General features: G+C 58.3%; 29 protein-coding genes and 1 pseudogene. 20 read left to right on the top strand and 10 right to left on the bottom strand.

The genetic code is table 11. The features are described from left to right. Positions 1 to 4 precede the first annotated feature (4 nt). The 13 genes from C9383_RS03180 to C9383_RS03240 all read left to right on the top strand — a co-directional run bounded on the left by C9383_RS03180 (position 5) and on the right by C9383_RS03240 (position 11,891). Positions 5 to 532: a DUF6622 family protein gene (locus C9383_RS03180; protein ID WP_090369701.1), complete on the top strand. Its 528-nt coding sequence runs from the start codon at positions 5 to 7 to the stop codon at positions 530 to 532. A gap of 57 nt (positions 533 to 589) precedes the next feature. Next, positions 590 to 979, top strand: a complete 390-nt coding sequence (locus C9383_RS03185; RefSeq protein WP_143038199.1) for a hypothetical protein — start codon at positions 590 to 592, stop codon at positions 977 to 979. Positions 980 to 1,006: 27 nt separating this feature from the next. Next, on the top strand, positions 1,007 to 1,558 hold the full coding sequence (locus C9383_RS03190) for a hypothetical protein (protein WP_143038200.1): 552 nt from the start codon (positions 1,007 to 1,009) through the stop codon (positions 1,556 to 1,558). Then, positions 1,548 to 1,889, top strand: coding sequence for an ApeI family dehydratase (locus C9383_RS03195; protein WP_090369706.1), 342 nt, complete (start codon positions 1,548 to 1,550; stop codon positions 1,887 to 1,889). Before C9383_RS03190 ends, C9383_RS03195 begins: the two co-directional genes overlap by 11 nt. Beyond that, complete coding sequence (locus tag C9383_RS03200) at positions 1,882 to 2,604, top strand: SDR family NAD(P)-dependent oxidoreductase (protein ID WP_090369708.1); 723 nt, start codon at positions 1,882 to 1,884, stop codon at positions 2,602 to 2,604. The genes C9383_RS03195 and C9383_RS03200 overlap by 8 nt, the downstream gene beginning before the upstream one ends. Continuing rightward, a complete protein-coding gene (locus C9383_RS03205; protein WP_159438932.1) occupies positions 2,594 to 3,451 on the top strand; it encodes an arylamine N-acetyltransferase family protein in 858 nt (285 codons plus the stop codon). Before C9383_RS03200 ends, C9383_RS03205 begins: the two co-directional genes overlap by 11 nt. A 5-nt stretch (positions 3,452 to 3,456) precedes the next feature. Then, the gene (locus C9383_RS03210) at positions 3,457 to 4,749 is read left to right on the top strand and encodes an ATP-grasp domain-containing protein (protein ID WP_090369712.1); all 1,293 of its coding nucleotides are present in this window, start codon (positions 3,457 to 3,459) and stop codon (positions 4,747 to 4,749) included. Between the two features lie 27 nt (positions 4,750 to 4,776). Continuing rightward, on the top strand, positions 4,777 to 5,994 hold the full coding sequence (locus tag C9383_RS03215) for a phenylacetate--CoA ligase family protein (RefSeq protein ID WP_090369714.1): 1,218 nt from the start codon (positions 4,777 to 4,779) through the stop codon (positions 5,992 to 5,994). Positions 5,995 to 6,141: 147 nt separating this feature from the next. Beyond that, positions 6,142 to 7,296 (top strand): KamA family radical SAM protein, encoded by a 1,155-nt coding sequence (locus C9383_RS03220; protein ID WP_090369716.1) that lies wholly within the window; start codon positions 6,142 to 6,144, stop codon positions 7,294 to 7,296. 30 nt (positions 7,297 to 7,326) lie between these two features. Then, on the top strand, positions 7,327 to 8,694 hold the full coding sequence (locus C9383_RS03225; RefSeq protein WP_090369718.1) for an ATP-grasp domain-containing protein: 1,368 nt from the start codon (positions 7,327 to 7,329) through the stop codon (positions 8,692 to 8,694). 4 nt (positions 8,695 to 8,698) lie between these two features. Beyond that, complete coding sequence (locus C9383_RS03230; protein WP_090369720.1) at positions 8,699 to 9,430, top strand: 2OG-Fe dioxygenase family protein; 732 nt, start codon at positions 8,699 to 8,701, stop codon at positions 9,428 to 9,430. Further along, positions 9,420 to 10,661, top strand: a complete 1,242-nt coding sequence (locus C9383_RS03235; RefSeq protein WP_090369723.1) for an MFS transporter — start codon at positions 9,420 to 9,422, stop codon at positions 10,659 to 10,661. Before C9383_RS03230 ends, C9383_RS03235 begins: the two co-directional genes overlap by 11 nt. Positions 10,662 to 11,024: 363 nt before the next feature. Then, a complete protein-coding gene (locus tag C9383_RS03240) occupies positions 11,025 to 11,891 on the top strand; it encodes a DNA/RNA non-specific endonuclease (protein WP_090369726.1) in 867 nt (288 codons plus the stop codon). 10 nt (positions 11,892 to 11,901) lie between these two features. Here C9383_RS03240 and C9383_RS03245 read toward each other — a convergent pair whose 3' ends face one another. Genes C9383_RS03245 through C9383_RS03255 form a run of 3 tightly spaced genes read right to left on the bottom strand, consistent with a single transcriptional unit; the run spans position 11,902 to position 13,291 of the window. After that, positions 11,902 to 12,081 (bottom strand): DUF1289 domain-containing protein, encoded by a 180-nt coding sequence (locus C9383_RS03245; RefSeq protein ID WP_090369728.1) that lies wholly within the window; start codon positions 12,079 to 12,081, stop codon positions 11,902 to 11,904. Between the two features lie 32 nt (positions 12,082 to 12,113). Beyond that, complete coding sequence (gene dmeF / locus C9383_RS03250; protein WP_090369730.1) at positions 12,114 to 13,019, bottom strand: CDF family Co(II)/Ni(II) efflux transporter DmeF; 906 nt, start codon at positions 13,017 to 13,019, stop codon at positions 12,114 to 12,116. Further along, complete coding sequence (locus C9383_RS03255) at positions 13,016 to 13,291, bottom strand: metal/formaldehyde-sensitive transcriptional repressor (protein WP_060755830.1); 276 nt, start codon at positions 13,289 to 13,291, stop codon at positions 13,016 to 13,018. The genes dmeF and C9383_RS03255 overlap by 4 nt, the downstream gene beginning before the upstream one ends. Positions 13,292 to 13,488: 197 nt before the next feature. On the opposite strand from C9383_RS03255, the gene C9383_RS03260 reads away from it, so the two are divergent. Together C9383_RS03260 and C9383_RS03265 are read left to right on the top strand one after the other, a co-directional pair. Then, positions 13,489 to 14,031: a cysteine hydrolase family protein gene (locus C9383_RS03260; protein ID WP_090369733.1), complete on the top strand. Its 543-nt coding sequence runs from the start codon at positions 13,489 to 13,491 to the stop codon at positions 14,029 to 14,031. Between the two features lie 2 nt (positions 14,032 to 14,033). After that, positions 14,034 to 15,020, top strand: coding sequence for a GlxA family transcriptional regulator (locus C9383_RS03265; protein ID WP_090369735.1), 987 nt, complete (start codon positions 14,034 to 14,036; stop codon positions 15,018 to 15,020). 4 nt (positions 15,021 to 15,024) lie between these two features. Here C9383_RS03265 and C9383_RS03270 read toward each other — a convergent pair whose 3' ends face one another. After that, on the bottom strand, positions 15,025 to 15,192 hold the full coding sequence (locus C9383_RS03270; RefSeq protein ID WP_090369737.1) for a DUF2986 domain-containing protein: 168 nt from the start codon (positions 15,190 to 15,192) through the stop codon (positions 15,025 to 15,027). Positions 15,193 to 15,343: 151 nt separating this feature from the next. On the opposite strand from C9383_RS03270, the gene panB reads away from it, so the two are divergent. Beyond that, positions 15,344 to 16,159, top strand: a complete 816-nt coding sequence (gene panB / locus C9383_RS03275) for a 3-methyl-2-oxobutanoate hydroxymethyltransferase (protein ID WP_090369740.1) — start codon at positions 15,344 to 15,346, stop codon at positions 16,157 to 16,159. Here panB and C9383_RS03280 read toward each other — a convergent pair. The 3 genes from C9383_RS03280 to cynR all read right to left on the bottom strand — a co-directional run bounded on the left by C9383_RS03280 (position 16,147) and on the right by cynR (position 20,094). Next, positions 16,147 to 17,535, bottom strand: a complete 1,389-nt coding sequence (locus C9383_RS03280) for an aminotransferase-like domain-containing protein (protein WP_090369742.1) — start codon at positions 17,533 to 17,535, stop codon at positions 16,147 to 16,149. The two genes, panB and C9383_RS03280, sit on opposite strands and share 13 nt — an antisense overlap. Positions 17,536 to 17,631: 96 nt before the next feature. After that, on the bottom strand, positions 17,632 to 19,059 hold the full coding sequence (locus C9383_RS03285; RefSeq protein ID WP_090369745.1) for an MFS transporter: 1,428 nt from the start codon (positions 19,057 to 19,059) through the stop codon (positions 17,632 to 17,634). A gap of 141 nt (positions 19,060 to 19,200) precedes the next feature. Beyond that, positions 19,201 to 20,094 carry a transcriptional regulator CynR gene (gene cynR / locus C9383_RS03290; RefSeq protein WP_090369747.1) on the bottom strand — a complete coding sequence of 298 codons (894 nt, stop codon included), beginning with the start codon at positions 20,092 to 20,094 and terminating at the stop codon, positions 19,201 to 19,203. Between the two features lie 111 nt (positions 20,095 to 20,205). Here cynR and C9383_RS03295 point away from each other — a divergent pair, with 111 nt between their 5' ends. Continuing rightward, positions 20,206 to 20,847: a carbonic anhydrase gene (locus tag C9383_RS03295; RefSeq protein WP_060755825.1), complete on the top strand. Its 642-nt coding sequence runs from the start codon at positions 20,206 to 20,208 to the stop codon at positions 20,845 to 20,847. Positions 20,848 to 20,877: 30 nt separating this feature from the next. Next, positions 20,878 to 21,348 (top strand): cyanase, encoded by a 471-nt coding sequence (gene cynS / locus C9383_RS03300; protein WP_060755824.1) that lies wholly within the window; start codon positions 20,878 to 20,880, stop codon positions 21,346 to 21,348. 79 nt (positions 21,349 to 21,427) lie between these two features. On the opposite strand, the gene C9383_RS03305 is transcribed toward cynS, so the two are convergent. Further along, on the bottom strand, positions 21,428 to 21,838 hold the full coding sequence (locus C9383_RS03305; RefSeq protein WP_090369749.1) for a hypothetical protein: 411 nt from the start codon (positions 21,836 to 21,838) through the stop codon (positions 21,428 to 21,430). 348 nt (positions 21,839 to 22,186) lie between these two features. On the opposite strand from C9383_RS03305, the gene C9383_RS03310 reads away from it, so the two are divergent. After that, a complete protein-coding gene (locus C9383_RS03310; protein ID WP_143038201.1) occupies positions 22,187 to 23,515 on the top strand; it encodes a hypothetical protein in 1,329 nt (442 codons plus the stop codon). A 53-nt stretch (positions 23,516 to 23,568) separates the two neighbouring features. Beyond that, a pseudogene (locus tag C9383_RS03315) lies at positions 23,569 to 23,754 on the top strand (addiction module antidote protein); the annotation flags it as partial. An 89-nt stretch (positions 23,755 to 23,843) separates the two neighbouring features. On the opposite strand, the gene gudD reads toward C9383_RS03315, so the two are convergent. After that, on the bottom strand, positions 23,844 to 25,169 hold the full coding sequence (gene gudD, locus C9383_RS03320; protein WP_090369753.1) for a glucarate dehydratase: 1,326 nt from the start codon (positions 25,167 to 25,169) through the stop codon (positions 23,844 to 23,846). A 19-nt stretch (positions 25,170 to 25,188) separates the two neighbouring features. Continuing rightward, positions 25,189 to 26,550, bottom strand: coding sequence for an MFS transporter (locus C9383_RS03325; protein WP_090369755.1), 1,362 nt, complete (start codon positions 26,548 to 26,550; stop codon positions 25,189 to 25,191). Positions 26,551 to 26,729 lie beyond the last annotated feature (179 nt).

The following is a 26,729-nucleotide window of genomic DNA, read 5'->3' on the forward strand; positions in this document are numbered from 1 at the left end:
TACCATGTTAGTCATATTGCGCGAAACACCGCTGTGGGTTTACGCCGTTTTTTTTCTGCTGCTTTATTACGGTGTAATGGCATGCTTCAACAGTAATGAAACCCGACGCTCACTGTTGCTCAGCCCGGCGATATTCGTAGCCTGGTCCTTGATGGCCATGGACTATGCCACTCAACCCTGGGTGTCGATGGGCAGTTGGATAGCAGGCGTGTTCGTGGGGGTGATGATTGCTATGCGGTGGTTTGACTATCACGGTATTACCGAGGGTGAGGCTCGTCATTCTATCTCGGTACCAGGGTCATTCAAGTTACTGGTGCTATCGATGTTTTTTTTCGCGATTAAATACTTTATCGGCTATCAACAGGCGACAGACCCCCTATTTGCCGGGTCCTTGCCAATGCGACTGCTGATAGGCGCCGCCTCGGGTTTAACCATAGGATTATTGTGCGGCCGGGCGTGGAAAATGTTGTCGATCCTGAATGCATTTTCCCGTCACAGCGAAGTTGACGTTGCCTGTGCAAACAAGAAATGAACGAGTCCCTAAGTTTTCAATAATAAAGAGCCTGATGAGGCGATGAGGGTGCTTGCCATGAATTACCTTGATCTGTGTCCTGAGTTGGAAAGGCACGGACCGTTTTTTCGCGTTCGGCTTGATCCGGATTTGTTGGCGACGTTTCTGTCACGCTTTGACGCCACCCTTGTCACTGTAGAACTTTGTCATCAATTCGCGGTGCGGTGCGTGCGTGCGACGGTGGATGCAGGCGCCGCAAGTGAGCGCTTTCTGCCGGTATCCTTGCGTCAACTGAGTACGGCCGACATTCGGCAAATCGGTTATTTGTTCGGACAGGTTTCCAGGGAGCAGCAGGGCGGAACTGTGCAGATTTATTCATCCGCCGTCTCAGCGGCTCATGATGATCTGTTGTGCTCAGTGACGGTCATGGCCCTGCGGGCCATGAATGAGCAGCGTGCCGCCACTTAATGCGTTCTACTGTTGTGGGATGACGTCGTGATGATTAATCTTCTTGTTCCACCCTTGCTGTTTCCGTACTTTCTCGAGTGGCGCACCGGTAATTATGTTGAAGCTGCTTTACTGTCATTGTTGGTGCTGGTGGCGCTTTGTTATAAAGGCTTGAAAAATAAGTTCGTCATTGACTGGAGTGTCGCGTGTGGTTTTGTTTTGATCGCCGGCGTCTCTTATGTTCAACCCAGTTTTTTCAGTCTGTCATTTACCAAGCCTTTGATTTATGGCTTGTTGGCTATTGCAGGGTGGGTGTCCTACTACGTCGGTAAACCCTTTACGTTGCAGTATGCGAGGTTGGAAACACCTCGGGAATTCTGGAATACACCGCCGTTCATTCATATCAATAAAAAAATTACGTTGGTGTGGAACGCGGTATTCACGCTTAACTTTGGGTTTGCCTTGGCCAGTTTGACTGATGTCGACGACTGGCCGATTTATCTGCTGATGTCTTACTTCACCATTCTGTGTGCAGTTGTCTTTACCCAGAAGTACCCGGACGTTTACTTGGCTCAAGGAGAGCGAAACCGTGCGCTATGAGGTTTTCAATACTGCCCTCGAATTGATCAACTCGAACGCTACGGTGCATGTTGAAGTGGATGCCGTTGCGCCGATTTTTGATGAGCATTTTCCGGGTTATCCGATTGTTCCAGGGGCGTTCACGGTCGGCTTCGTGCTGGCGTGCTGTAGACAGTTACTGTCGCAGAATGCGGTACGGGTCAAGCGTGTGGTTTTCATCAAGCCGATAACGCCGGGTGCCTGTTTGCAGTTGCAGTTTTCAGGGCTAGATCTTCCAGAGGCTAAAGAGATCGGTTTTGTCCTGAAAACCTCACATTCTATACATTGCCGAGGGAGCGTCATGTATGACTGATATCGCTATCGTTACCGGGGGAACGCGGGGAATAGGTCGTGCGATCGTCGCCAGGTTGGTCGCGCAGGACTTCACCGTTTTCGCCACATATCACAACGATGAGGCCGCCGCTGACCGACTGTCCGGCGAGTTCGGCGCACGCGTCATTACCGCACGCGTTGATGGTAGCGATCGGGGCCAGGTCGAGCGCTTCCAGGCGCAACTCATCGACTATCCTCTGCCCTCGGTATTGGTCAATAACGCAGGCATCGCACGTGACGGGCTGTTTCTGAGTCAGGAGCCGTCCTCGTTTGCACAGGTGATGGCCAACAACTTTGGCGGCACCCTGAATTTTTGTGAAGTGTTCGCGCCGCTCATGGCCAAGGCGCGCCACGGCAATATCATTAATATCGGCTCGGTGGCTGCGCAAAAGATCAAGTTGGGCAACACGGCCTATGGCTGCGCTAAAGCGGCGATAGAGCGCTTGAGCCTGGGCCTGTCAGTTGAACTTGCGCGCTTCGATGTCCGCGTCAACTGTGTATCGCCGGGCTTTGTGGACACGGACATGTTTCAGACGTTTGCCGGTGAACAGGCCAGAGAGATCCTGAAGTCGATACCCGCAAGACGCGTCATGACAGCGGATGAAGTTGCCCAAATCGTGTGTTTGCTGGCCACTCGGCAACTGTCCACCCTGGGCACTGTGTTGCGTGTAGGGAATGGCGAAAATGTGGGGTGAAACCTTCAAAGTCAGCGCAGCTGTGCAGTCGGTAAGCCCGCCATGGTTGGCCGGATACTTTCAGCGATTGGGCGGCCCGAATGCAGCTGGGGTGGATTTTGCCTGCCTGGCCCGGTTGCATGAGGCGCACATCGCCCATATTCCCTTCGATATGGCGGATGGCTTCCTGGATGCTCAGGTGCCTTTCTTGCTGGACGATGTAGCTCAGAAAATCGTCCACGAACAGCGGGGCGGCGGCTGCACGCAGATGAATGGCATTTTTGCTCAAGCTCTACACAGCCTTGGGTTCCAGGTCCGACGCACGTTGGCCAAGACCTTTCAGAATGGCGTATGCCGGGAGCTGTCCACCCATATGGCACTGTTGGTCGATGTGGAGGGACAGCGCTGGCTGTGTGATGTCGGGTTTGGCCTGCGGGGGCCAATAAGGCCGCTTTCACTGGATGAACGTGATGATCAGGTGACGCAAGTGCAGGGTTGTCATCGTTACCGTGTCAAACGGCTGGTCACACGGGAGTGGTTGGTGGAGTACCTGCGCGGTGAGTCCTGGCAAGGCTTGTTGGTGGTTCGGGATGCGGACTACCCCTATGAAGAGTTTCGTGTCACACACTTCTATAACACCCATTCACCCACTTCACTGTTTGCCGGCAATTTCATTTGCGCCAGGCCTCATTGGGAAGGCGGCGATCTTCTGCAGAACGGGACGTTGGTGTGTGTTCACGCAAAGCGTCGCACGAGCTATACCGCGCGCACGCTTGACGAATTGATCGGCCTGCTCAAATCACACTTCAATATCACGCTTTCTCCGGAAAGATTTCACCACTTACCGCCCGGGATCGGCAGGGGTTAACACCAATGACCAAGCGCTGTCTGATAACCAACCCCGTCTCCAATGCGAACCTGTTGGTCGGGTATTTGAAGGCACAAGGTGTCGACTGTTATGCCGTCATTGAGATGGATAAAGTCAGCCGGATGCCATCATTGAGCGAGAAAAAGAAAGGTGAATTCAACGCCGAGCTTTATCACGGCATCTTCATCTCGGCCGAGCAAGTGCCGGGGCCGGAGGAACTGCCGTTCGATATTATCCTGGCCGGCAGTGAAAACGGCGTTGCGCTTGCCGAGCGCCTGAGCCAGCGACATGGACTGGCGGGCAATGACCCGGCGCATTCCGGACTCCGTCGTCATAAAGATGCCATGCACCGGGCGCTCGCACAGGCCGGTTTGGCCGCAATACCGACCTGCGTGCTGGACGGGCTCTCGGCGGCCCTTTCGCTGTTACCGTGTTGGGAGGCTTATCCCTGTGTATTCAAACCGCAATCTTCCGCAGGCGGGGAAGGGGTCGTTTTTTGCCGCAACCGTATTGAACTGGAGCAGGCATTTCTGGGCGCGGATTGGGGCGGTTTTTCATCGACATGGTCCAACAATGACTGCTTTGTGTTGCAGCCATTCATCACCGGCAAAGAGTACGTTGTCGACATGGTGGCGCAGGCAGGCAAGTACGTTGTTTCATCGGTCTGTCGTTATATTCGGTGTGATGAGCTGGGAATTGATAGCTGCCCCTTCGTGAAGAAATTTACCTTTTTACTGGACCCGAACTGCGAACGTCTTCGTGCGCTGGTCGCCTATGCGCAACAGGCCGCTTGCGCGTTGGGTATTCATACGGGCGCGATCCATATGGAGTTGCTCGATAGTCCGGCTGGGCCGGTCATGATCGAAGTCGGCGCGCGGTTGCACGGGACCATTACGCCGGCGCTGTTCGAACATTGTTATGACCCGCATTTATTGAGCCAACTATACGCCACCAGTTTTGCAAGGGGCGAGGTCGGTTCAGCCAGGCTGATCAGACGCGGCATTATCAGTGACGTCATCAGTATGGCGCCGGGCGTATTCAACGGGGCAAACGAAGCGCTTGCACCGCTCGAAAGTTTCATCGGGCTTCAAGCTTCAGTCGAAGTGGGCGAGCGCTTCAAGACCACCAGCGATTTGTTTTCCTCATCAATGAATGCGGCGTTTTCCCATCAGGATGAAACGGTTCTTTGGGACGACCTGGCGGTATTTGAACGATGGACCGAGACCGTCTTGAACGGTGCGACATTAACGCCGGCCGCGTGGCAGTTTCTCAGGAATGAGTACCGCGCCTATTTCTAGCAAGGCACTGCAGGGAAGGCAGCTTGCATGATCAATCACTCTTTTTTTGATACGCAGTCGTTCGACCGAATGGTTCAGCACTATCACGATGCCGGTTACACGGGCTATCCGCGAGTGCTGAACTATGAGCAGTTCGACCGGCTTTATCCTCAGGCTTCAAAAGCCAATCTGCATGAGCGATCGGAGAAACTTCGGCGGGCAGGTGGTTTGCGTCAGTGCTATCTGATCAGTTCATCAGGTACCACGGCGTCTCCTTTAGTGGTTGCCAGTGATTATGCCGTCGGCGAATTACGTGATGCTTATTCTCTGGAGATCCGGCGCTTTCTAGGGCAGCGGGTATTTTCCAGTCGCGATGTGGTGGCCAACTTATTGGTGCCTGGCGGGTTTGGTTGTTTATATGAAGGGTTTTCGCGTTTATTGGAACCTATTGGGTGCACGCTTTTGCCGGTTGGTCGTTTGGACGCACAGGATTGCCCTCAAACCTGTCTGCAGATATGCCGAGACGCCGGCGTCTCGGCCTTGTTGGCAACACCGGGCGGTATTATTCAAGCCGCACACTGGGCGGTGCAGGCGCATGTAAAGCTGGATATTCGCAAGGTTATCTATATTGGCGAGGCCTTCTCCGCGGCCAAGCAGCACTATATTCGCACGGTTTGGCCAAACGCCGCGTTTTACGGCCTTTATGGCAATACCGAAGTAGGGTTGGTAGGTGTATCGACTCCCCAGCACCCGCCGGGACATTATGATTTCTTGAGTAAATGGGTGTTGGCGGAAGTCGATGAGCAAGGCAAGTTGTACCTTAGCGACTTGAAAGCACCTCGGGTTCCGGTATTACGTTATGACACCGGAGACCTGGCAACTTTATTACCCACTTCTAACCCGCGGGTCGGCACCTTGGTGTTGCACGGGCGCAGTGATAAAAGTTTTAACTTTTGCGGTAATTTATTAAGCCTATCCCAGGTGAGCGAAACGATATGGCAGCGCTGCGGACAGCCATTCGCTCTGCAACTGACACTGAGCAGCGGCGATGCGGGTAGAGATCACCTGTGTGTAACGGGTGATTTGACTCATTTTACTGACGCTCAAACAGCCCGTGCCGACATCGAATCTGCCCTGATGGCAATGCCGGCGTTGGCAGAAGGATTGCGACGCGGCGTCGCGACGATCCAGGTTGAACCCGACGCGGCATTTTGGGTCAGTGCGCGGGAAAAAGTGCCTACCTTGCGCGATTTACGCCAGACATAAGTATTCGGTCCCTACGGCAGACCACTATTCAAATAAGAACAATTGAGTCGATGTTTCACTCATTGGTTTTAGCCACGCCCGCACGTTCTGATCAGTGCGATATTCACTACCGTGTTGTAAATATTTACTGAGGGAGGCATCCGGTCAATGACGACAATCAATCGGGTTATCCACGTTGTAAACCAATGGAGCGACTGGCGCTGGCAGCAGAAAAACGCCGTGCGCGACGAGCCTTCACTGCGTGAGGCCTGCGGCGGTTGGGGCGACGACGTGACGGCCCATATCGTGCACAACTTACAAGGACGCAAGTTGCAGATCACGCCCTACTATATTGATTTGATCATGCGGTCGCTCAACGCCGGCAGTGTGCTGGAACATCCACTTTGGCGACAGGTAGTGCCCTACTGGAACGAACTTGCGCAGAATGATTACGACGGTATTTCTGAGAACTGGGAGTTGCACCATGAAATGAAAACACCGATCTGCCAGCATAAATACGATAACCGCGTCATCCTGCGCATGACCAATACCTGCAACGCCTATTGTCAGTTCTGCTTCGAGGCGCTGCGGACTCTGCAAGTGGGGACCGAGAAGCCCAACGCCAATACCAACTCTTTTCTCGATTCCCTTGAATATATCCGTAATACGCCTGCCATCGAGGAAGTCATTCTCAGCGGTGGCGATCCGTTAATGCTGTCCGATCGCAAGCTGGAGGAAAACCTGGCGGCGCTGCGCTCGATCAGTGATGACCTGCTGATTCGTATCCACTCGCGGGCCTTGAGTTTCAACCCGTTTCGCGTGACTGACGAGCTGGTGGCGATGCTGGAAAAATACAAGGTCAATGCATTCGGCCTACATGTCTGCCATCCGCTTGAATTGAGTGACGACTTTGCACGTGCCGTTAAACGTATTCAGTCGGTAGTGCCGATCGTCTTTTCGAACATGCCGTTGCTACGGGGCGTCAACGACGATGAGCACACGCTTCACACGCTATTCATCGATCTCTACCGCATGGGCGTCAAGCCCTATTACCTGTACCACTTCATGCCGTTTTCTCCCGGTGCCAGTGAATACAAAGCGTCCATCACCCACGCGATCGCGCTGATGAAACGCCTCAAGCGGCGCGTTTCCAATATCGCCATGCCTGAATACGTGCTTCCCCATGCCCAAGGCAAATTTACCGTGCCCATCATGGATTTCGATAAGCCCGATGAGCTGCCCCGCTTTGAAATGCGCGATGGTCAGCGTTATTACACGTTCCAGAGTTGGAACGGTCATCGGTGCAGTTGGCACGATGCATGAGCAGCCTTTGACTAGACGTGGTGAACAACGATGAAGCAAGACGCTATTCTGTTTATTGATATCGACGACAGCCCCTCTGTGCGCTATCGCTACCGTGAACCGCACTTTGCCGCTGCTCGCTTGCAAGGGCTGCTGTGCCTGATCGCAGGAGTCTGTGGGCGCACCCAACTGCAACGGTTGCAGCAGGACAGTGACGAAGTGTTCTTGCTTGAAACCCTGAGCGAGCAAACTATTTTAGAGCTGGTCGACGAGCTTCAGGATCGGTACACCGTGCGAGCGATCTTTTGTCATGCGGGACATGCTTCTGCCCAAGGGCAAGTGGGTTGTATCGTCGCAAGGGTGTGCCAAGAGCTCGGTCTGGTTTCTGCGTCGGCGGAGGCCATCGCCGCGTGCAACAACAAGTACCTGATGCGTCGCGCCCTGCAAAAGCACGGGCTGCGCTCAGTTCCTTTTGCGCTGTGCAATGATGAAAAAGAGCTGGAAGAGGGCGCCGCCCGGGTGGGCTACCCGCTGATTGCCAAGCCTGCGTTTGGCGGCGCGTCGGCGTTTATCAAGCGTTGTTCGAACTGGGCGCAGTTGCGAGATCACTATGTGCAGTTTGTCGCGCGTCACGGTGAAGCCGCATGTGCCGATTTCTACGGATGCGCCCATACCTTGCCCAACGACGACGGGACTTCACGCGAGTACATTCCGGGTCGAAGCCTCATGCTTGAGGGATTTATCGAGGGCGTTGAAGGCACGGTGGAATGTGTGGCGGCGGGCAATCGAATTTATCCCGTGCTGATCAACGAAAAGCTGCTGCTGACAGAGCGTAGCGGCACCGTGTTGGAGAATCTGTTGATTACGCCTCCTGTTTCGTTCACGGCGCAGCAGTGTGACCAGATCCGCAGTTACGCCGCGGCGTGCTTGCAGGCATTAGGCCTGACTGACGCGCTCGCGCATTTCGAATTTCGCATGACGGAGCAGGGGCCTGTGGTCATTGAGATCAACCCCCGGTTGGGTGGGTTGTATGTTAATGCCGCTTTGCGCGATCTCGCGGGCTTCGATCCGTATCAGTTGTATGTTTCCCTGCTGTTGCGTGATCCGGCAGTCGACACGCTGCTTGATACCGTGCAACGCAAAGTCGGTGCGGCAACGCAAAGCTACGCAATGCTGGCGGTTTATCCCGAAAGCAGTGGCTGTTTCAAAGGTTTTGAAGGGCTAGGGTACTTGGACGATCACCCGGCTGTAGTGGAATACGCCGTGCAGGAAGCCGGTGGCTATCTCGACGCCGATATTGAAGAACATTACCTCCTCAAATGCTGGGCCAAGGTCGACGGTGTTGACCACGCCTGTGCGCTGCATGATGCGGTCCGGCAAAACCTCAACGCAGTTATCGACCTCCCCTTCGCAGGATAGCGCTATGGATAGCTCACAGATTTCGGCTCACTTGAGCCAGCATCATTATTGGCATGGACGTCACTTTCGCGAGTTGCTGCACATCGAGCGAGAGGAAGAGCGCAGCTTCCGGGCTTACTGGTCGAACCTGGTCCGGGACGAGGCGTTCAGAGAGTACACCTACCGCGAGCGGCGGATTCTGCGCTATCGCTTAGCGCCCAACGGGCATTTGCAGATGGACAGAGATGCCAATTACGCCTCCTCGGTCGTATACCCCATTGAGTACCGCCAAGGGGTGAATGCCCTGAGTTATTCAGAGGAAGGTTTTATCTCCCATCCGCTCTTGCAGCGGCTGCTGGCCACCGACATTGCTGCTATTGGTCCGCAGTTAGGCAAGTATTCGTACGCCATTGATATCCACCAGTTTCGGGTCAAGGCGGATAAACCAAGCGGCAGCCCGACAACCTCGGGGATTCATCAGGATGGGCTTGACTGGGTGTTCATGCACTTCATCGACGCGTGCAATACGGTGCCTGTGGTATCGCAGATCTACGCCTCGCAGGAGGCTGACAGCTGTCTGCTCAGCGTGCCCATGGAGCACTTCCTGGAAACCATCGCGATCAACGACAGCAAGGTCTACCACCGCGCCGGCTTGGTTCGCCCATTGAGCGGCGATCTGCCCGCCAGCCGCGACCTGCTGCTTGTCGGGTTCCGACGCCTGCCCGCTAAGGTGGAGGGGGCGGATCATGCTCAATGACGACCTTGCGCTTGCCCGGTCCGCCCGCAACGGACGCCTGATCGTATTCGCCAGGGGCGTTTCCGATTTTGGTGCCTTTCTTAACATGGTGGCTTTATCGACCTACGTCTATTGGCTAAGCCAAAGTGTGGTGTTCGTCAGTGTGTTCCTGGCGTGTCGAGTCGCGGGCGGCATTGTCGCCAGCCTGTTCGGGATCAGCTTTTTCAGGCACTTTCCCGGGCGAGGCGCATTGGCCGGGCTGGATCTCTCCCGGGCTATGCTATTGACGCCGTTGCTCTTGCTGGCACCGGCCCACCAACTGAACATCCTGCCTTTCATCGCGTTCGGCATCGGATTATGCAATTCCCTTTTTGCGATCGGCCTCAATAGCCAGTTGCCTACCTGGGTTGCCCCCGGCCTGCGTGTGAACACTAATGCCTGGCTGACGTCCGCGGCCGCCACGGGAGCAATATTCGGCAGCCTGCTGTCGGGATTGTTGATCGCAGAAGGCGGATTTGAGGCCGTCTTTGCAACCAATATCGCCACTTACTTGCTGGCCGCCATCCTGATTGTTCCGCTGCGGGCGTTGTATGCGGTATCTCCCGTGGCGCACAAAGGGCTGTCGGGAGAGTGGCACGCACTCAAGCAGGGGCTGCGAAGTACGCCTGTGCTAGCGGCGATGTTGCTCATCAGCCTGCTTGATACCCTGGGCAGTGCAGCACACAACGTCGGGTTTCCGGTGCTGTCCCAGCTCATTGCCCCCGATACCGTGAACACGGTCATGGGCTATTTATTGGCAGTGTGGGCATGCGGCAAGTTTGCCGGGGCGCGTTTGGCCAATGCACTGTTGAAAGGATGCGGCATCCAAGGCATGGAGCGCTTGTTCATGGTCGGAGTCGCACTGATGTCGACTGGCTTCATCCTGACCTTCCAGCAGGCGCAGTTGTGGCTGGCGCTGGTGTTTATTGTCTGGGCGGGCGTGGGCGATGGCGTAGCCGAAGTGGCCTTGATATCGCGTGCCCAGCGTGAACCCGAGACGCTACGTTTGCCGCTGTTCAGCTTACTGACGCTGATCCAGATGACCGGCTTCGGCGTGGGAATGCTCATCGTCGGGCCGTTCTATCTGGCCTGGAGCCCGGCGCAGGTGATTGTGCTGTTCCACGGCCTGCCGTTAAGTGCGTTGAGTATCATGGCGGTGTGGATGTACCTCAGGCGTCGGCGTTTGCCCGCCAAGGCGCTGTTCGAGGAGTGACGCGCGTGGGCATTCGCTCGCGTGCTGTACCGGCACACGAGTGAGTGCGGTGTTCCCATCAGTTCGTCAGGCCTGCGTTCTCCAGAACGTTGTCGATCCAGCTCCAGCGTGGGTTGCAGTTGGCAATGTCGGCCCTCAGCGTTTCTTCGTGCTCGACGTATTGCCTGGCGCGGCGCAAAGACGGCCCGCTCGGGCTGGGCAACAGTTGGTGTCGATGGTTATCGACCGTTTCAGCTGGTGAGATGAAAACCGGCTTGAGTGAGGCACTAATGTGACTTGGACAAGTCAATAAACATAGCAATATCATAAGCTTGGCTCCGGTGACGAAGCCTTTCGCCTCACTCTCATTCGAAGAATCATTCCATGCACCTGCGTATTATTGCAGTCGGGCTGACGGCCCTTGTTTTGCTCCCCATCCAGACGCAAGCTCGTGGCTTGCTGGACCTGTTCAAACCAGCGGCCCAAGAACACAGCACTCGATCCGGCTCGGTCAGTCAGGGCGCGGCTCTTGAGCTTTATTCCAGCCAACAGAAAAAGCCGTCGTTCGACAGCTGTGCCGATCTGTTCCCTGGCGCTACACCGATCAACACCGCCACCGTGCCTGCCATGATGAAACCTCTGGCGCTGTGTTCCGACAACTTCGCAGTGCTTTATTCGCAAACCAGCAGGACACCGCTGGTGGTGGTCGAACGCCTGAATGCCGCGCAGTTGAAAGATGCCAAGGGCGAGGAGCGCACCAACCAGTTCTACCCGGACCCACGCATTCCCAAGGACGGTCGCGCAGAACTGAGCGACTATCGTGGCCAGCATCCGGCGATGGATCGCGGTCACCAGTCTCCGGCCGCCGACGCACCGAGTGCCAATGCCATGGCGCAGTCTTTCGCGCTGTCGAACATGGTGCCCCAAGACCCGACCAACAACCGCAAGATCTGGAGCAAGGTCGAAGCAGACGTGCGTAAATTTGCCACCCGTGCCGGTGGCAATGTCTTCGTGTTCACTGGGCCGCTGTTTGACCCGGGCTACAGCACCATGGGCCCTCACAAGGTCTGGGTGCCGACGCGCCTGTTCAAACTGGTGTACGACGCTTCGTCAAAACGCGCCTGGGCCTATGTGCTGCCTAACGCCGAGACTCGCATCCAGAAGCCGATGGACTACGACACTTTTGTCAAAAGCACCGGGCTCAGGTTGCTGGGTCATTTGCCGGTCGCGGGGTCCGTCGGGCGGACCTGATCCGTCCACCTTACCTGGCCTTCTTCAATGCCTTGAGCCGCTGCGTCGCACGTTGCACAGCGGCCATTTTCTCGGGACGCTTCATGCGTTTCCATTTGCGGATGTCGTCCTTGCTGCGTCCGCAGCTGACGCACAGGTCACCGCTGAGCTGGCAGATGGAAATGCAGGGGTTTTCAATATCTTTGGCCAAGGTCTCACCCGGGTGCGCAGTAAAGGCCGCCGTTACGCGGCGTGAAATTCGACCGTGAGGTGACTCACCTCATGGACAGGTTCAAGGCGCTCGCGAATGCTCTCGGCATTGGTCGAGCGGCCGACCACGCTGACAATCGCCGCATATGCCTCGGGGCCGACGCGCCAGACGTGCAAGTCGGTAATCCTGGCATCGCCGGGTTGTTCAACCAACTCGCGGATCTCGGCGGCGACCTGTTCATCGGTCTGGTCCAGCAACACACCGGCGGTGGCCTTCATCAGGCTCCAGGCCCATCGCGCAATCACGAGGGCGCCGACAATGCCCATCAGTGGGTCCAGCCACACCCAACCCAGGTAGCGGCCCGCCAGTAACGCGGCGATGGCGAGCACCGAGGTCAAGGCATCGGCGATCACGTGCACATAGGCCGAGCGCATGTTGTTGTCGTGGCCGTGAGGGTGATGATCGTGGTCGTGGTCATGCCCGTGGCTATGGCCGTGACCCAGCAGCAGCGCACTGAGGATATTCACCGCCAGGCCCAACACGGCGATCAGCGTCGCCGTCCCGAACTGCACCTCGGCAGGCTGCAGCAAGCGAATTACCGACTCGATAGCAATGCCCAGGGACACCAGCGCCAGGATCAGCGCCGAGGCGAAGCCGCCCAGGTCGCCGACTTTGCCGGTGCCGAAGCTGTAGCGCGGGCTGTTCGCATGACGTTTGGCGTAGGCGTAGGCCGCAGCGGCAATGCCCAAGGCGCCGGCATGCGTAGCCATATGAAAGCCGTCAGCCAGCAGGGCCATGGAACCGGTCAACGCGCCGGCGGCGATTTCCGCCACCATCATGACGACGGTCAGCAACACCACCCAGAGGGTGCGCCTGGCGTTTTCGTCATGGGTTGAACCGAGGAATACATGCTCGTGGGTGTGGGGCGTAAGGGTCATTTGGAATACCGCCGGATGGCTTCGAGCAATTCTTCGACCCCTTTGTTGCGAGCTTCTTCGCTAAGGGACGGATCGGCCACATGGGCCCTGGCGTGGTCTTCGATGATTTCCTCCATCAGCCCGTTGATGGCGCCACGGGTGGCGGCCACCAGATGCAGGGTCTTGGCACAGTCGGCGTCTGACTCCAGCGCTTTTTCGACTGCCTGGATTTGCCCGGCGATGCGTTTGACGCGTTTGATCAAGCTGTCTTTGTTCGCGGCTATATGGCCCATGGCATACCCCCCCTACCTATGATGGGGCGGATCATTGCATACCCCGCCCCCCTATACAACGCGAGGCGTCGAGCGGTTGCCGAAAGCTGGTATGTCATGATGTCCGAATCCGTCCTCGGCTGGTCCGGCCTGTGCCTGTTGCGTACCGGGTGGCGCGCCTACCATGGCGTCTGAAATTCATACCACGAGGACTGTCCATGAAACGCAAAGCCCTGATCGTGATCGATGCCCAGCATTCGTTCCGCCATTCCACCTACTGGTCCGAAAATGACCTGCCTGACTACCTTGCCAAACAACAGGCCCTGATTGATGGGTGTGTTCAGCAAGGCATTCCGGTGATACAAGTCTTCCATGTTGAAGACCAGGGGCATTTTTCGATGGCATCGGGCAACGTCAGAACCTTGAGCGAGTTGTCGATCGAGCCGGCCTTGGTCATCCACAAGCGCTACCACAGTGCTTTTGCCGGCACGCCCCTGGCGGCACGGCTGACGGAGATGGGGGTGGACACATTGATCATCAGCGGTATTCGCACCGAACAATGCTGCGAAACCACCACGCGGCAGGCGTCGGACAGCGGCTTTATCGTGGACTTTGTCAGCGAGGCGACGCTGACCTTCCCCATGACTCACGCGCGCAGTGCCCGGGTCTACACTGCGGCCGAGATCCGCGAGCGCACGGAGCTGGTGCTCGAAGACCGCTTTGCGCGCATCGTCACCGTCGCCCAGGCCTTGGAGGCCTGACCGTGAGCGTGCCGGTGCTGTTCGTGTTGCTGCCCAATGTACTGATGCTCGACCTGGCAGGCCCCGCCGAAGTGCTGCGCCTGGCGGCTCAGGTCGAGGACCCGGCCGTCATCGATTTCGACCTGCAGTACGTCAGCCCGGTGGAGTCCCTGCAAACCTCCATCGGTTTGCCGCTGGCCGGCTTGGCTCCACTTCCAGCGGTCCTGGCACCCGGCACTCTGGTGGTGTTGGTGGGCTCCACGTCGAAGGTGAGCAAGGCACGCCAACAGGCGTTCGAGGTGGCCAGTCAGGCGCTGACCCAGTGGCTGCAGAACGTGTACGCGCCTTCGGGCGAGCGGCTGGTATGCGTCTGTGCGGGAGCGTTGAGTGCCGCCAGGGCCGGATTGCTGGATGGGCGCCAGTGCACCACGCACCATGCGCTGTGCGCCACATTGCAGGCCGTGGCGCCCAAGGCCCGGGTCCTGGAAAACCGGCTTTACGTCACTGACGGTCCGGTGAGTTGCAGCGCCGGCGTCACTGCGGGGATCGACCTGATGCTGCACCTGCTTGCCGAGCTGGCCGGCCCACGCCTGGCCTGCACGGTTGCTCGGGACATGGTGGTGTATATGCGCCGCAGTGGCGCCGACCCGCAATTGTCGCCCTGGATCGCCGGGCGCAATCATCTGCATCCGGCCGTGCATCGGGTGCAGGACGCCATCGCTGCCGCCCCCTGTGAAGCCTGGACCGCCACGCGCATGGCGGCGTTGGCCTACACCAGCAGCCGCCACCTGGCGCGGCTGTTCCACGAGCACGTCGGTAGCAGCCCGCTCGACTACCTGCATCGGCTGCGACTGGCCGTGGCCCGTGAACTGTTGGCCGAGTCGGCCCTGGGTATTGAAACGGTCGCTGAGCGCGCAGGCTTTGGTTCGGCGCGCCACCTGCGGCGCATCTGGAGCAAATACGAAGCCGGCACGCCTTCCAGCCTGCGCCTCCTGGTTGATGCCGGCTGATGGTTCAGCAGGACGTGTCGGCGGGCGTGGCCGGCTCTTGAGCCGCTTCAGCCGCCAGTTTCGCACGGTCGGCTTTGCTGATGTATTTGTCTTTGCTTTTCGGCGCCAATTTGGCGCTGGCCTTTTTGGCCTTGGCCTTGAAGAGCTGCTGGAGTTTCTTTTGGCGATTCATGTCTTTTACCTGGGTTGTACAGACCCGGATGATATCAGTTTAAAAAAACGGCCCGTTACCTGAGTCGCTTTTTAGCGTCGATCTGTACATTGAACCGCGAGTCCTTTTGCCAATAATCCGGTCGGGTATCCAGCGTAAACGGAAGATCCTGATGAGCACCCACACCCGCACAAAACGCATGACGGTTCCGCAACTGGTGGCGATGAAGGGCCAGCAGAAAATCGTCTCATTGACCGCATACTCCAGCGCCATCGCCCGGCTGATCGACCCCTGGGTCGACTTCATTCTGGTCGGCGACTCCACGGCGATGGTCGGTTATGGCCGCGCCTCGACCTTGAGCATGCAATTGGAAGAAACCATCGGGCATACCCGCGCCGTGGTCGACAGCACGCAGCTGGCCTGTGTGATTGCCGACATGCCCTTCGGCAGTTATCAGGAGTCCTTCGAGCAGGCCTTCCGCAATTGTGCCCAGGTGCTGGCGCGCACGGGCTGCGATGCGGTCAAGCTGGAGGCCAATCAGGCGCTGGCGGGAACGGTGGAATTTCTGGTGGCGCGAGGGATTCCGGTAATGGCCCATGTGGGGTTGATGCCGCAGTTCGTCAATGTGATGGGCGGTTTCAAGGCCCAGGGCCTCACGGCGCAAACCGGTGCGGTGATTGCCGAAGACGCCCGCGCCAACCTCGAGGCGGGCGCCTTCAGCCTGTTGCTGGAAGGTGTGGCCGAGGGCGTGGCGCGCCAGATCACCCTGGACTCAAGCATGCCCACCATCGGCATTGGCGCGTCGCCGGCGTGCGACGGCCAGGTACTGGTTACCGAAGATGTGCTGGGCCTGGGCAGCGGGCACCTGCCGCGTTTCGTCAAACAGTATGCGGATGTCAGTGAAGTGATTCGCGATGCCTGCGCCCGCTTTGCCGACGACGTGCGCCATGGCCGCTTTCCCGAAGCGCGTCACTGTTACGGGCTTTGACGGATCGCCTCGGCCAGTTGGTGTACCGCCTGGGCGATATCCTTGTTCCAGTCGAGGGTAAAACTCAGGCGCAGATGCTGCTGCCAGGCGCCATGCTGGCTGAACAATTCACCTGGGGCGATGACGATGCGCCGGGCCAGCAAGGATTCGAACACCCGCCGCATCTGCACCGGGCGCCTGGCCTGCAACCAGAAACTCGCGCCGCCTTGGGGCACTTGAACGTGCCACAGATCGTGGACCTCCAGCAGGGCTTTGAGTTGGTTCATCCGCGTCAATAGCTGCGCGCGAAGTGCTTTTAAATGGGCGTCGACGCGTTTGGAGGTCAACAGCTTGGCGATGGCTCTCTGACGGATCGGCGAAAGGCGAAACCCGCGTTCCAGAAACAACCGCTGTAACGCCGGCCGCTGCTCGCGGCATAGCACGTACCCGTAGGGCGCTTCGGAGCCGATCACTTTGTCGAAGGTGGAGAACACCAGCAGTCTGCTGGGGTCGGCAAAGTCGCGATAGCGCGCAGGGTGCGCAGCAAAACACAGCTCGCCGTAGGTGTCGTTCTCGAACAGCCAGATATCCCGTTCCGCCAGCCAACGGCAGATCTGCTGCTTGTCCTGCGCCGGCATCAGGCCGCCCTGGGGAATATTCACGGTCGACGAGAACACCGCCAGTCGAATCGGCTCTTGCCGGAGCAAGCCACTGAGCGCCACCAGGTCGAAACGCCCGTCGGCGTCGAGGTGCAACTCGATCACACGCACCTTCGCCGCTTCCAGTTGACGCAACACCGCCCACGAGCAGGGCGACTCCACCAGCGCTACCGTGCCCGCCAGGTTCAGGGCATTGAGGGCAATGGCCAGCACGCTGTGCAGGTCTGCGCCGATATACACCTCATCGGCTTGCCAGTAGCGGTCGGTGGAGTGGGTGTAGCGCGCGGCCAATGCGGCACGCAGTTCGGGCTCGCCGAATGGCAGGTACAGGGGCGCAAGCGAGCGCGGATACTGCCGCGCCAACTCGCGCTCGATCATCCACAGTGGGTTTTCCAGAGACAGCAACAGGGCGGGTGCATCGCTACTCAGCGCCAGCATTCCCGGTTGCCGTGCGTTGGCGAATACCTGATCGAGCAGGTTGGAAGGGCGGGGGGCCAACGTGCCGCCGGGGAGGGCTTTGATGAAGTAACCGAACTTGGCTCTGGCTTCGACCCGCCCCTCATCTTCAAGCAGCGCATACGCGTACTTGGTGGTCGACACCGACACTCCCAGGCGCCGCGCCAGTTGGCGCAGCGACGGTAGTTTTTGCTCGGTGTGCACAGGGGCCGCCTCGATCAACTCGACGAGGTAGCGATACACGGCTTGATAGGCAAAAGAGCTGTGCTGGGTTTTTTCCATGATCACTCGAAGCGTTCGACCGCTAATGATGGCACGCCCATCAGGGGTTGGTCCGGCCCAGTATCCTGCAAGGCGATGCCATACGGAAATCCACGCTCAAGACACCGTTAACCCGCCGGTGCTGGCCTGCGCTCGGGTTGCGCGCCGTGCCATCACCCAAGCCAATACCGGCGCCAGGGTAAACAGCGCGAACAGCCATTGTGCCGCATTGGCGATGCCGGCATTGCCGGTCGCATCATTGATGCCCGCCACGTTGGAGATCACGCCCGCCAGTGCCGCGCCCATAGCCATGGCGAACAGTTGCAGAGTGGTAATCGACGCTGCGGCCGTGTCTTTGTCCTGCTCCGACGCCACTTGCAGAATGCGCGTCAGCAGGTGCGGCCAACCCAGGCCAATGCCGAAACCTACCAGGAACATTCCGAGGCAGATGGGCGCCAGCCGTGCCCATTCGCCCAGGCTGGCCATGGGGGTGGTGATTGCCAGCAGCACCAGTCCGCCCAAGATAAACAGCGGCCCGGCGAGGATGGCGCGTTGTGCGCTGCGGCCTGTCCAGCCGGAGCTGAGGATTTCCGAGACGGTCCAGCCGACGGCCATCAGTGCCGCCATATAACCGGCATACAGCGGCGACTGGCCGTGCAGATGCTGCAGAAAGTACGGCATGAAAATTTCGCTGCTCATGCCGATCACCAGCAGGCAAATGGTTGCATAGAGCGCACAAAGCGGGGTGTTGAACTTCAATGCGTCCCTGGGCAACAGGCGGATCGAGGCGCTGGACTCGTGCCGGATCAGCAGAAATACCAGCCCGGCACAGGCCGCAATGCCCAGCAGGTTCCAGCTCGGCAGCGACGAGACGCTGCCCGCACACACGGCCAGCACCGCAGCGGCCAGCAGCACCAGTTGCGGCACGGGCAAGCGGCTGGCGCTGTCCGTGGCGTTGTCACGGGGTGGCAGCGCACGGTGAGTGAGCACGATGTAGGCGAGGCTCACCGGCACCATGGCGCCGAAGGCGTAGCGCCAGGCGTCCAGTTCGGCGAACACGCCCCCCACGGCCGGGCCTACCAGCGTTGCGACGCCCCACATGCCCGACACCAAGGCCATTGCCCGGGGCCACAGGCGTTCTTCGAACACCAATTGGATCATCGAATAACACAGGGCCAGCAACATCCCGCCGCCCAGACCCTGGATCAAACGTCCTGCGAGCATCACCGGCATGCTCGGCGCCAGTGCGCAGATCAACACGCCGACCATGAAGATCAGCGTGGCAACGGTATAGGCCAGCCGTGGGCCGGTGTGTTGCAACAGCTTGGAGGTGAGGGCGGAACCGAGGATCGAGGCCACCACGTACAGCGTGGTGCTCCATGCATAGAGCGCCAACCCGCCGATTTCAGCGACCACCGACGGCAAAATAGTGGTGGCGATGTAGGTGTTGGTGGCATAGAGCGCTATGCCGCCGGAGAGGGCGATGGAACGAGCGGCGTTCTCGCCGCGCAGCAATTCGCCCCAACTGCTGTCATGGGTTTGCATCGACTATTCCTTGTTGTGCTGTCGGGCTTGGCTTGATTTACCAAGGGATCGCTTTGAATATTGCGATGCGGCGATTTATTTTGTCAAGAAATGGCTTGGAATATTCATCGCAGGTGACCTCTGCCGCGTTCCATCGAAGGCTCAACAGCTTGCCTCCAGCGCTGATGCGACTTCCTCGGCGACCTCCCTGAACGCCCGCGCCGCCGCTGACGGGTACACCCCTTTACGCTGCATCAACACGGCCGTGCGTTGCAGGCGCTGTGGCCCCAGTTCAATTGCGATCAAGCCCGGATGCGCCCGCGCAATGGCGGCGGGCAACAGGGTCGACAGGGTCGTCCTGCGCACCCCCTCAATCAGCGCACCGATGACATTGGCCTCCATCACCACGCGCGGGCAAATGCCGTGTTGGTTGAAGTAGCGGTCGATTTGCTCGCGGGTAGCGAACGCTTGGCTCAACAAAATCAGGGATTCGGCGTTCAGCGCCGGCAGGCCGATAGTCCGTTCCCCGGCCAGCGGATGCTGACTGCCGACCACCAGCGCCAGGGTTTCAACCAGCAGCGGGGTGGCCTCGATGTCCTGCGCGTGCACCTCATCAAAGGCGATCCCCACGTCCAGTTCGTCGGCCAGTAGCTGGCGTTCCAGCGCTTCCTGGGCGACCTCATGCAGGCTCAAGGTGATGTTCGGATAGCGGCGGTGGAAAGCTTCCATCAGCGGCCCGACAAGGTAAGTGGTGAAGGTGGGCGTGAACGCGATCCGTAGCGACCCCCGGCTCAAATCGCCTACGTCATGAATCGCACGCTGACCTTGCTGCAGCTCCTGCGCGGCCCTCAATGCGTAACGCAGGTAAACCTCGCCGGCATCGGTCAGGCGTGTCTTGCGACCCGAGCGATCGAATAATTGCGCGCCGAGGCTTTCCTCCAACTGCCGTATTTGCTGTGAGAGCGCCGGTTGCGAGACATGCAAGGCCTCGGCCGCTTTGGTAAAGCCTGCGTGTTGTGCCACGGCCAAAAAGTACTGGATGTGCCGTGCCAGCATGTTTGATTTCATAAGATTATCTAATGCTCTGGATAATATTTGAGACTTTTACCTTATTTAAACGGCTGCGTAACCTCTGCTCCATCGCATCGCGAACCCACGGAGTCACCCATGCAAGACATCATCGAAGGTTTCCTGAAGTTTCAACGCCATGCCTTCCCCGAGCGCGCCGGCTTGTTCAAAGACCTCGCCAACCAGCAGAGCCCGCGAGCGCTGTTCATCTCCTGCTCCGACAGCCGCCTGGTGCCTGAGTTGGTCACGCAGCGCGAGCCAGGCGACCTGTTCGTGATCCGCAACGCCGGCAATATCGTGCCGTCCTACGGCCCGGAGCCCGGAGGTGTGTCGGCCTCGGTGGAATACGCGGTGGCTGCCCTGCAAGTCAGCGATATCGTGATCTGTGGGCATTCCGATTGCGGTGCGATGACCGCCATCGCCACCTGCACGTGCCTGGACCACATGCCCGCCGTGGCCGGCTGGTTGCGTTACGCCGATTCCGGCCGGGTGGTCAACGAGGCCCGCCAGCATGTCGATGTGCCCGCGAAAGTCGCCGCCATGGTGCGTGAAAACGTGATCGCGCAATTGGCCAATATCCAGACTCACCCTTCGGTTCGCCTTGCCCTTGAAGAGAGGCGGGTGACCCTGCATGGCTGGGTCTACGACATCGAAAGCGGCGGCATCCAAGCCTTCGACAACCGTACCGGCAAATTCGTCGCCCTCGCCGACAACCCGAGCGTGCGGGCCGTTTCGCACTAACCCCTGATGTTTACCCACGGAGATAAACCCATGATCCAGTCGCAAATCAGCCAGAACACCCGCCTTGCCCTGACCGACGTCATCCTGTTGGCCAAGGCCCGCAAAGACCTGTCGTTCGCCCAGATTGCCGAAGGCACCGGCCTGCATGAAGCCTTCGTTACCGCCGCCTTGCTAGGCCAGCACCCACTGCCGGCGGACGCCGCGCAAAAGGTGGCCGACACCCTGGGCCTGGACGCGGACGCGGTCGCCCTGCTGCAAACAATTCCGTTGCGCGGCAGCCTCGGCAACGGCATTCCCACCGACCCGACGATCTACCGCTTCTACGAAATGATTCAGGTCTACGGCACCACGCTCAAGGCGCTGGTTCACGAGAAGTTTGGCGACGGCATCATCAGCGCCATCAACTTCAAGCTGGACGTCAAAAAGGTCGATGATCCGGACGGCGGCTCCCGCGCCGTGATCACTCTGGATGGCAAATACTTGCCGACCAAACCGTTCTGATCGCGAGGTAAAAAAACCGGCGCCGTGAGGCGCCGGTTCACGTTGCAGCAAATTCCAGCAAGTCCCGGGCTCCGAATGACTACGGCGCTTCGAAGCCCTCGTAATCCAGGGACATCCCATCGTCTTTGGGGTAGCTCACATACACCACTACCGCATCGCTGTTATCCACCAGCGCGAACGGCCATTTGCCGTTGGCCTTGCGCATGCGTTCATACAACGGCAGGTAAAAATCCTTGGTCTGGCCGCGCGGGTCGTAGGGCGCTTGCACATGGAAAACCGGGTAGTGCCCATCGTTGCAGAGCTGGATGCGTTCAAGCTGAAAATGGTTTTTCTCCAGCAGCGCACGGGTCGGGTGTTGCCAGGTGGCGAGATCGACGTCCTGGCAGTCGTGGACGGTGTCGGTGTAGAGCGTGGTGTCTTTCAGGACGGGGAGCGCGCAGGCCACACCGGGTAAAAGCACCAGTACCCAGGCGGCGAGGGGAACTTTCATTATTTAACGTCCTTGAAATGGGGGGCACATCATGACGTGAAATGGGCGGGTTGAGTAGAGGGTGTATGGGACTAGGAAGTTGCTGACGAAGTCTTACTTTCAAGTATTACAGATAAAGACTTCGTGTTTTTAGGAAGTTGTGGGGTTACTTGAGTTGATAAAACGTGCAAGGGTAATGGCGTGATTCATACGGCTGGATTGATTGGAACCTTAGGTACTCAAATTTTGACGCTGTGGTGATAATTGTGGAAGGCTCAGTTGTTGGGCGATTTGATTTTGGCTGAGGTTTAATTTTTATATTAAAAGTTACAGTGTTTTATCCAGAGTATTGTGCAGGGTGAATGCCCCATGAACACGATCAATCTCTATCCCTTGACACTTGGCAGTCATGTGGCAAGTGGTGTTGCTGACGCTGATCCATCCACTGTTCTGCCTGATGAAGACCCAGTGGATTCTTCTGCACCTGCTCGTCGTTTTGCTTCTACTAGCACCGTCTCGGCGCTTGCCCATCAACTAAACGAAGCGGCAATACGTACGGCTCAGAAGAACAGTAATTCTCTTGATCTGATTACCGGCGATAACTACTTCGCCAGCAAAACGGTACACGATACCGAGATGCCCAGCAGCAATGACCCGGAGCTTCTGGCACGGGCCCGCCAAGCGACAGGTTTCGTCAACGGAGTCGACAGCAATCCCTTTAAAGGCCTTGTGCGTGACCAACTAAGCTTGATTGCCCATGACGAGGGTGGTTCTTTCACCATCAATGAGCGGCGTGCGGCATGGGAAGAGTTGCAATCAACGCCAGCGCCCAGCTTGAAGTCGATACCTGTCAACGGGCGAGACCTGATGATTTCGCGCTTGTTTCGCGGCAGTGAGCCACCCGTTGCCCTTCCACCTGCCACCTTCTACAACATGGCTCAAAACCCCTGCGACTTTCTTACCATTGAGGATCGAAACTTAATTGCGGATATGTTTGCTTATGCTCAAGCGGAGGGCGCTAACTTGGCTCATGTCACCCAAGTGGCCGTGGTCCTGGGTGACTATCGGCGCTCCAGTGACGGTCGGCAAACGGTGGGTGGCAATAATGGTTATGACGCCAACGGCTACCGGGTCACTTTCGATTTCAAGAAAGAGGAGGCGCAGATCGCCTCTCGCATCCTGAACGGTTCGGCGATCAACAGCACCCGTATCGATCAGGGTTTTTTGCGGTACATCCTGCATCCGGACCACGGGGCGTTCACCAACCTTGGCGGCATACCGTTCCTGGAGCGAATGGTGAACAAATTCTCCAATGAAGGCGATGATCAACCGCCCCTCGGCAGCGAGTTCGCCACCTTCAAAAAAATCAACTTCGAAGACTATGCCGTTCGTACCACAAACAAGGCCATAAGGCTGCCGCCCGACAAATCAGTCGCCGTCGTCATCAACGGTGTCTGGAGCCTCACCGAATATGGCAAGGTTTGCGGTTATGCGATTGACTCGGCCACTGGCAGATTGAGCACGCCGTCGGACTCCTCTGGCGAGAAAACGCCGCCGCCCTCGACCCTGGGTATACCTGCCACCGACGCGGCTAATCGCACGATTTTGGATGCCCTCGCAGAGACCCGCGATCAGCCCACCCAGCGCTGGATCTGGCCTGGTCACTTATTCACGATATTGAGAAATATCAAGCCCTGATACCTCAAGCCGCCAACCTGACAATGCGCTAAGCGCAGGGGAAACAAGCGTTAATGAGCGAATCGAAATTCAAACCAGAGGACATGCCGATCCTCGACCTTGATACATCCGGCACGCGCGTCTACGAAGTTTCGCGATTTCTCGACAGTCCAGAAACCATCAGCGTTTACCTGGCGCAAAGTATGAAGTCCCAGGATCCACAAATACTCATGAAGGCGCTGGCTGAGGTTGCCAAGGCGTAGAGCATCCCAAACACCACACAACCGTCGGCACCCAGTGCAGCGCAAGAGATCGGTGAAGCTCGCTTTGGTTGCATCGAACGACGTGCCTAGCGCACCAGGCAAGGCTGCTTGTTATTGAAGCGCCAGCCCGGGATCAGGAACTGCATGGCCACGCTGTCATCCCGCGCACCCAGGCCCATGCCTTTATAGACTTCGTGGGCCTTGGCCACTGCGTCCATGTCGATCTCCACGCCCAGGCCCGGCTTGGCCGGTACCTTCACGTAGCCACCTTCGATTTTCAGCGGTTCGCGCGTCAGGCGCTGGCCGTCCTGCCAGATCCAGTGGGTGTCGATGGCCGTGATATCACCGGGTGCCGCCGCCGCGACCTGGGTGAACATCGCCAGGGAAATATCGAAGTGGTTGTTGGAGTGCGAACCCCAGGTCAGGCCCCAGTCGTTGCACATCTGCGCCACGCGCACCGAGCCTTGCATCGTCCAGAAATGCGGATCGGCGAGGGGAATGTCCACGGACTGCAACTGGATGGCGTGGCCCATTTCGCGCCAGTCGGTGGCGATCATATTGGTGGCGGTCTTGAGGCCCGTGGCACGGCGGAATTCAGCCATGACTTCGCGGCCTGAATAGCCGTTTTCCGCACCGCATGGGTCCTCGGCATAGGCGAGCACGTGGTGTTGGTCACGGCACAGGCGGATGGCTTCCTTGAGTGACCAGGCCCCGTTCGGGTCGAGGGTGATGCGCGCATCCGGGAAGCGTTCGGCGAGGGCGGTAACCGCTTCGATTTCCGCATCGCCGCTCAAGACACCACCCTTGAGCTTGAAGTCGTTGAAGCCATATCTGGCTTTGGCGGCTTCGGCCAGGCGCACCACGGCCTCACTGGTCAGGGCCGGTTCGTGGCGCAAGCGCAACCACTCGTCCTCTGCGTGCGCCTCGTTGCGGTAGGCCAGGTTGGTCGTTGTGCGGTCGCCGATATAAAACAGGTAACCGAGCATTTTTACCGCATCGCGCTGTTGGCCTTCGCCGAGCAGGGCGGCCACCGGCACTTCAAGGTATTGGCCCAGCAGGTCGAGCAGGGCCGCTTCCACGGCGGTGACCGCATGGATGGTGATGCGCAGGTCAAAGGTCTGCAGCCCACGGCCCGCAGCATCGCGTGAGGCAAAGGTGCTGCGCATCTGGTTGAGGATGCGCTGGTACTGGCCGATGGGTTGGCCGATGACCAGGCTGCGTGCGTCCTCCAGGGTTTCGCGGATGCGTTCGCCGCCGGGCACTTCACCGACGCCGGTCTGGCCGCTGCTGTCCTGGAGAATCACGATATTGCGGGTAAAGAAGGGGCCGTGGGCGCCGCTCAGGTTCAGCAGCATGCTGTCATGGCCGGCCACGGGGATGACTTGGAAGTGGGTGATGACGGGGGTAGTCATGGTGATGTCCTGAATGGGCTCAAAGAGGTTTGCTGATAGCGGTGGCCGTTGGTGTAACGCTTGGCGCAGGCAACGCGGCAGAGGGCGACGTCTTGGCGAAGAACACCAGGATCGCCGCCAGCACCGAGGTGCCGGCCAGGCCATAGAGGCCGCCCTGGATCGAGCCGGTGGTCTGCTCCAGAAAGCCGAACGTGGTCGGTGCCACAAAACCGCCCAGGTTGCCGATGGAGTTGATCAGGGCGATCACGGCGGCGGCGATGCGCACGTCCAGGTAACCCTGGGGGATTGGCCAGAACAGCGAAGAGGCGGACTTGAAACCGATGGCTGCAAAACAGATCGCCACAAAGGCAAAGATCGGTCCGCCGGTGGTGGACATGAACATGCCCGCTGCGGCAATCAGCAGCGCAGCGGCAACCCAGGCCTGCTGGAACTTGAATTTGCCCGATAGCGCGGCGAAGGCATACATGGCGATGATCGAGATCAACCACGGGATCGAGTTGAAAAAACCGACCTGCACGTCGCTCAAATCGCCCATCTTCTTGATGATGCTGGGCAGCCAGAAGGTGGCCGCGTAGATCGTCAGTTGGATGCAGAAATACAAGGCGCAGAACAACAGGATCTGACGGTCCTTGAGCAACTTGCCGAGGGTCGGCTTGACCGTGGTCAGCTCTTCACGGTCGCGCTGCTCCTGGTCGATGGCGCTCACCAGTGCATCCTGTTCTTCACGGGTCAGCCATTGGGCGTCGTGGGGTTTGGAGTCGAGCCAGAACCACACGAAGAACCCCAACGCCACGGACGCCAGGCCTTCGATGGCGAACATCCATTGCCAGCCGTGGAAACCGAACCCTTCGATCTGCAACAACGCGCCCGACAACGGCCCGGAAATCAGTGAGGCCACGGCCGAGCCGCTGAGGAAGATGGCGATCGCTTTGCCGCGTTCAACACCCGGCAGCCAGCGGGTGAAGTAGTAGATCACCCCCGGGAAAAAGCCCGCTTCGGCCACGCCCAGTAAAAAGCGCAGGATGTAGAAGTGGGTTTCGTTCTGGATGAACGCCATCAGCGTGGCGACGATGCCCCAGGTGAACATGATGCGGGTCAGCCAGATCCGTGCGCCGACCTTCTGCAGCAGCAGATTGGAGGGCACTTCGAAGAGCGCGTAGCCGATGAAGAACAGTCCGGCACCCAGGCCATAGGCGGCGGCGCCGATGCCCAGGTCGTGCTCCATGTGCGTGCGCACGAAGCCGATATTGACCCGGTCGATGTAGTTGAGGATGAACATGATCACGAACAGGGGGAGCACATGGCTCTTCACTTTGCTGACGGTGCGGCTGAGCACCGATTCGTTTTCTGCAGCGGCGGATGCTGGATTTGAATGGCTCATGACTCGAAAACTCCCCCTGATTTATTTTTATGCGGGTTTGTGTATTGTTGATAGACATCATACAAGTTGTGTTCTTGGATTCGCAATTGGGTGATTGATGTTTTTGTGCTTATAAGGCCGCCATCGAAATAGATTTTATGGTTATTTGCCCATATCTATTGGTGGTTATAGATTTTTTG

Source organism: Pseudomonas palleroniana (genome assembly GCF_003031675.1).
GTDB lineage: Bacteria > Pseudomonadota > Gammaproteobacteria > Pseudomonadales > Pseudomonadaceae > Aquipseudomonas > Aquipseudomonas palleroniana.

Coding starts and splice junctions, on each gene's coding strand:
- C9383_RS03260 (WP_090369733.1), top strand. CDS start 13,489: ATGAAACGCAAAGCCCTGATCGTGATCGATGCCCAGCATTCGTTCCGC.
- C9383_RS03280 (WP_090369742.1), bottom strand. CDS start 17,535: ATGGAAAAAACCCAGCACAGCTCTTTTGCCTATCAAGCCGTGTATCGC.
- gudD (WP_090369753.1), bottom strand. CDS start 25,169: ATGACTACCCCCGTCATCACCCACTTCCAAGTCATCCCCGTGGCCGGC.
- C9383_RS03255 (WP_060755830.1), bottom strand. CDS start 13,291: ATGGGCCATATAGCCGCGAACAAAGACAGCTTGATCAAACGCGTCAAA.
- C9383_RS03210 (WP_090369712.1), top strand. CDS start 3,457: ATGACCAAGCGCTGTCTGATAACCAACCCCGTCTCCAATGCGAACCTG.
- C9383_RS03180 (WP_090369701.1), top strand. CDS start 5: ATGTTAGTCATATTGCGCGAAACACCGCTGTGGGTTTACGCCGTTTTT.
- C9383_RS03215 (WP_090369714.1), top strand. CDS start 4,777: ATGATCAATCACTCTTTTTTTGATACGCAGTCGTTCGACCGAATGGTT.
- C9383_RS03325 (WP_090369755.1), bottom strand. CDS start 26,550: ATGAGCCATTCAAATCCAGCATCCGCCGCTGCAGAAAACGAATCGGTG.
- C9383_RS03310 (WP_143038201.1), top strand. CDS start 22,187: ATGAACACGATCAATCTCTATCCCTTGACACTTGGCAGTCATGTGGCA.
- C9383_RS03295 (WP_060755825.1), top strand. CDS start 20,206: ATGCAAGACATCATCGAAGGTTTCCTGAAGTTTCAACGCCATGCCTTC.
- C9383_RS03230 (WP_090369720.1), top strand. CDS start 8,699: ATGGATAGCTCACAGATTTCGGCTCACTTGAGCCAGCATCATTATTGG.
- C9383_RS03220 (WP_090369716.1), top strand. CDS start 6,142: ATGACGACAATCAATCGGGTTATCCACGTTGTAAACCAATGGAGCGAC.
- C9383_RS03225 (WP_090369718.1), top strand. CDS start 7,327: ATGAAGCAAGACGCTATTCTGTTTATTGATATCGACGACAGCCCCTCT.
- C9383_RS03235 (WP_090369723.1), top strand. CDS start 9,420: ATGCTCAATGACGACCTTGCGCTTGCCCGGTCCGCCCGCAACGGACGC.
- C9383_RS03205 (WP_159438932.1), top strand. CDS start 2,594: ATGTGGGGTGAAACCTTCAAAGTCAGCGCAGCTGTGCAGTCGGTAAGC.
- panB (WP_090369740.1), top strand. CDS start 15,344: ATGAGCACCCACACCCGCACAAAACGCATGACGGTTCCGCAACTGGTG.
- C9383_RS03240 (WP_090369726.1), top strand. CDS start 11,025: ATGCACCTGCGTATTATTGCAGTCGGGCTGACGGCCCTTGTTTTGCTC.
- C9383_RS03305 (WP_090369749.1), bottom strand. CDS start 21,838: ATGAAAGTTCCCCTCGCCGCCTGGGTACTGGTGCTTTTACCCGGTGTG.
- C9383_RS03285 (WP_090369745.1), bottom strand. CDS start 19,059: ATGCAAACCCATGACAGCAGTTGGGGCGAATTGCTGCGCGGCGAGAAC.
- C9383_RS03185 (WP_143038199.1), top strand. CDS start 590: ATGAATTACCTTGATCTGTGTCCTGAGTTGGAAAGGCACGGACCGTTT.
- C9383_RS03270 (WP_090369737.1), bottom strand. CDS start 15,192: ATGAATCGCCAAAAGAAACTCCAGCAGCTCTTCAAGGCCAAGGCCAAA.
- C9383_RS03200 (WP_090369708.1), top strand. CDS start 1,882: ATGACTGATATCGCTATCGTTACCGGGGGAACGCGGGGAATAGGTCGT.
- cynR (WP_090369747.1), bottom strand. CDS start 20,094: ATGCTGGCACGGCACATCCAGTACTTTTTGGCCGTGGCACAACACGCA.
- dmeF (WP_090369730.1), bottom strand. CDS start 13,019: ATGACCCTTACGCCCCACACCCACGAGCATGTATTCCTCGGTTCAACC.
- cynS (WP_060755824.1), top strand. CDS start 20,878: ATGATCCAGTCGCAAATCAGCCAGAACACCCGCCTTGCCCTGACCGAC.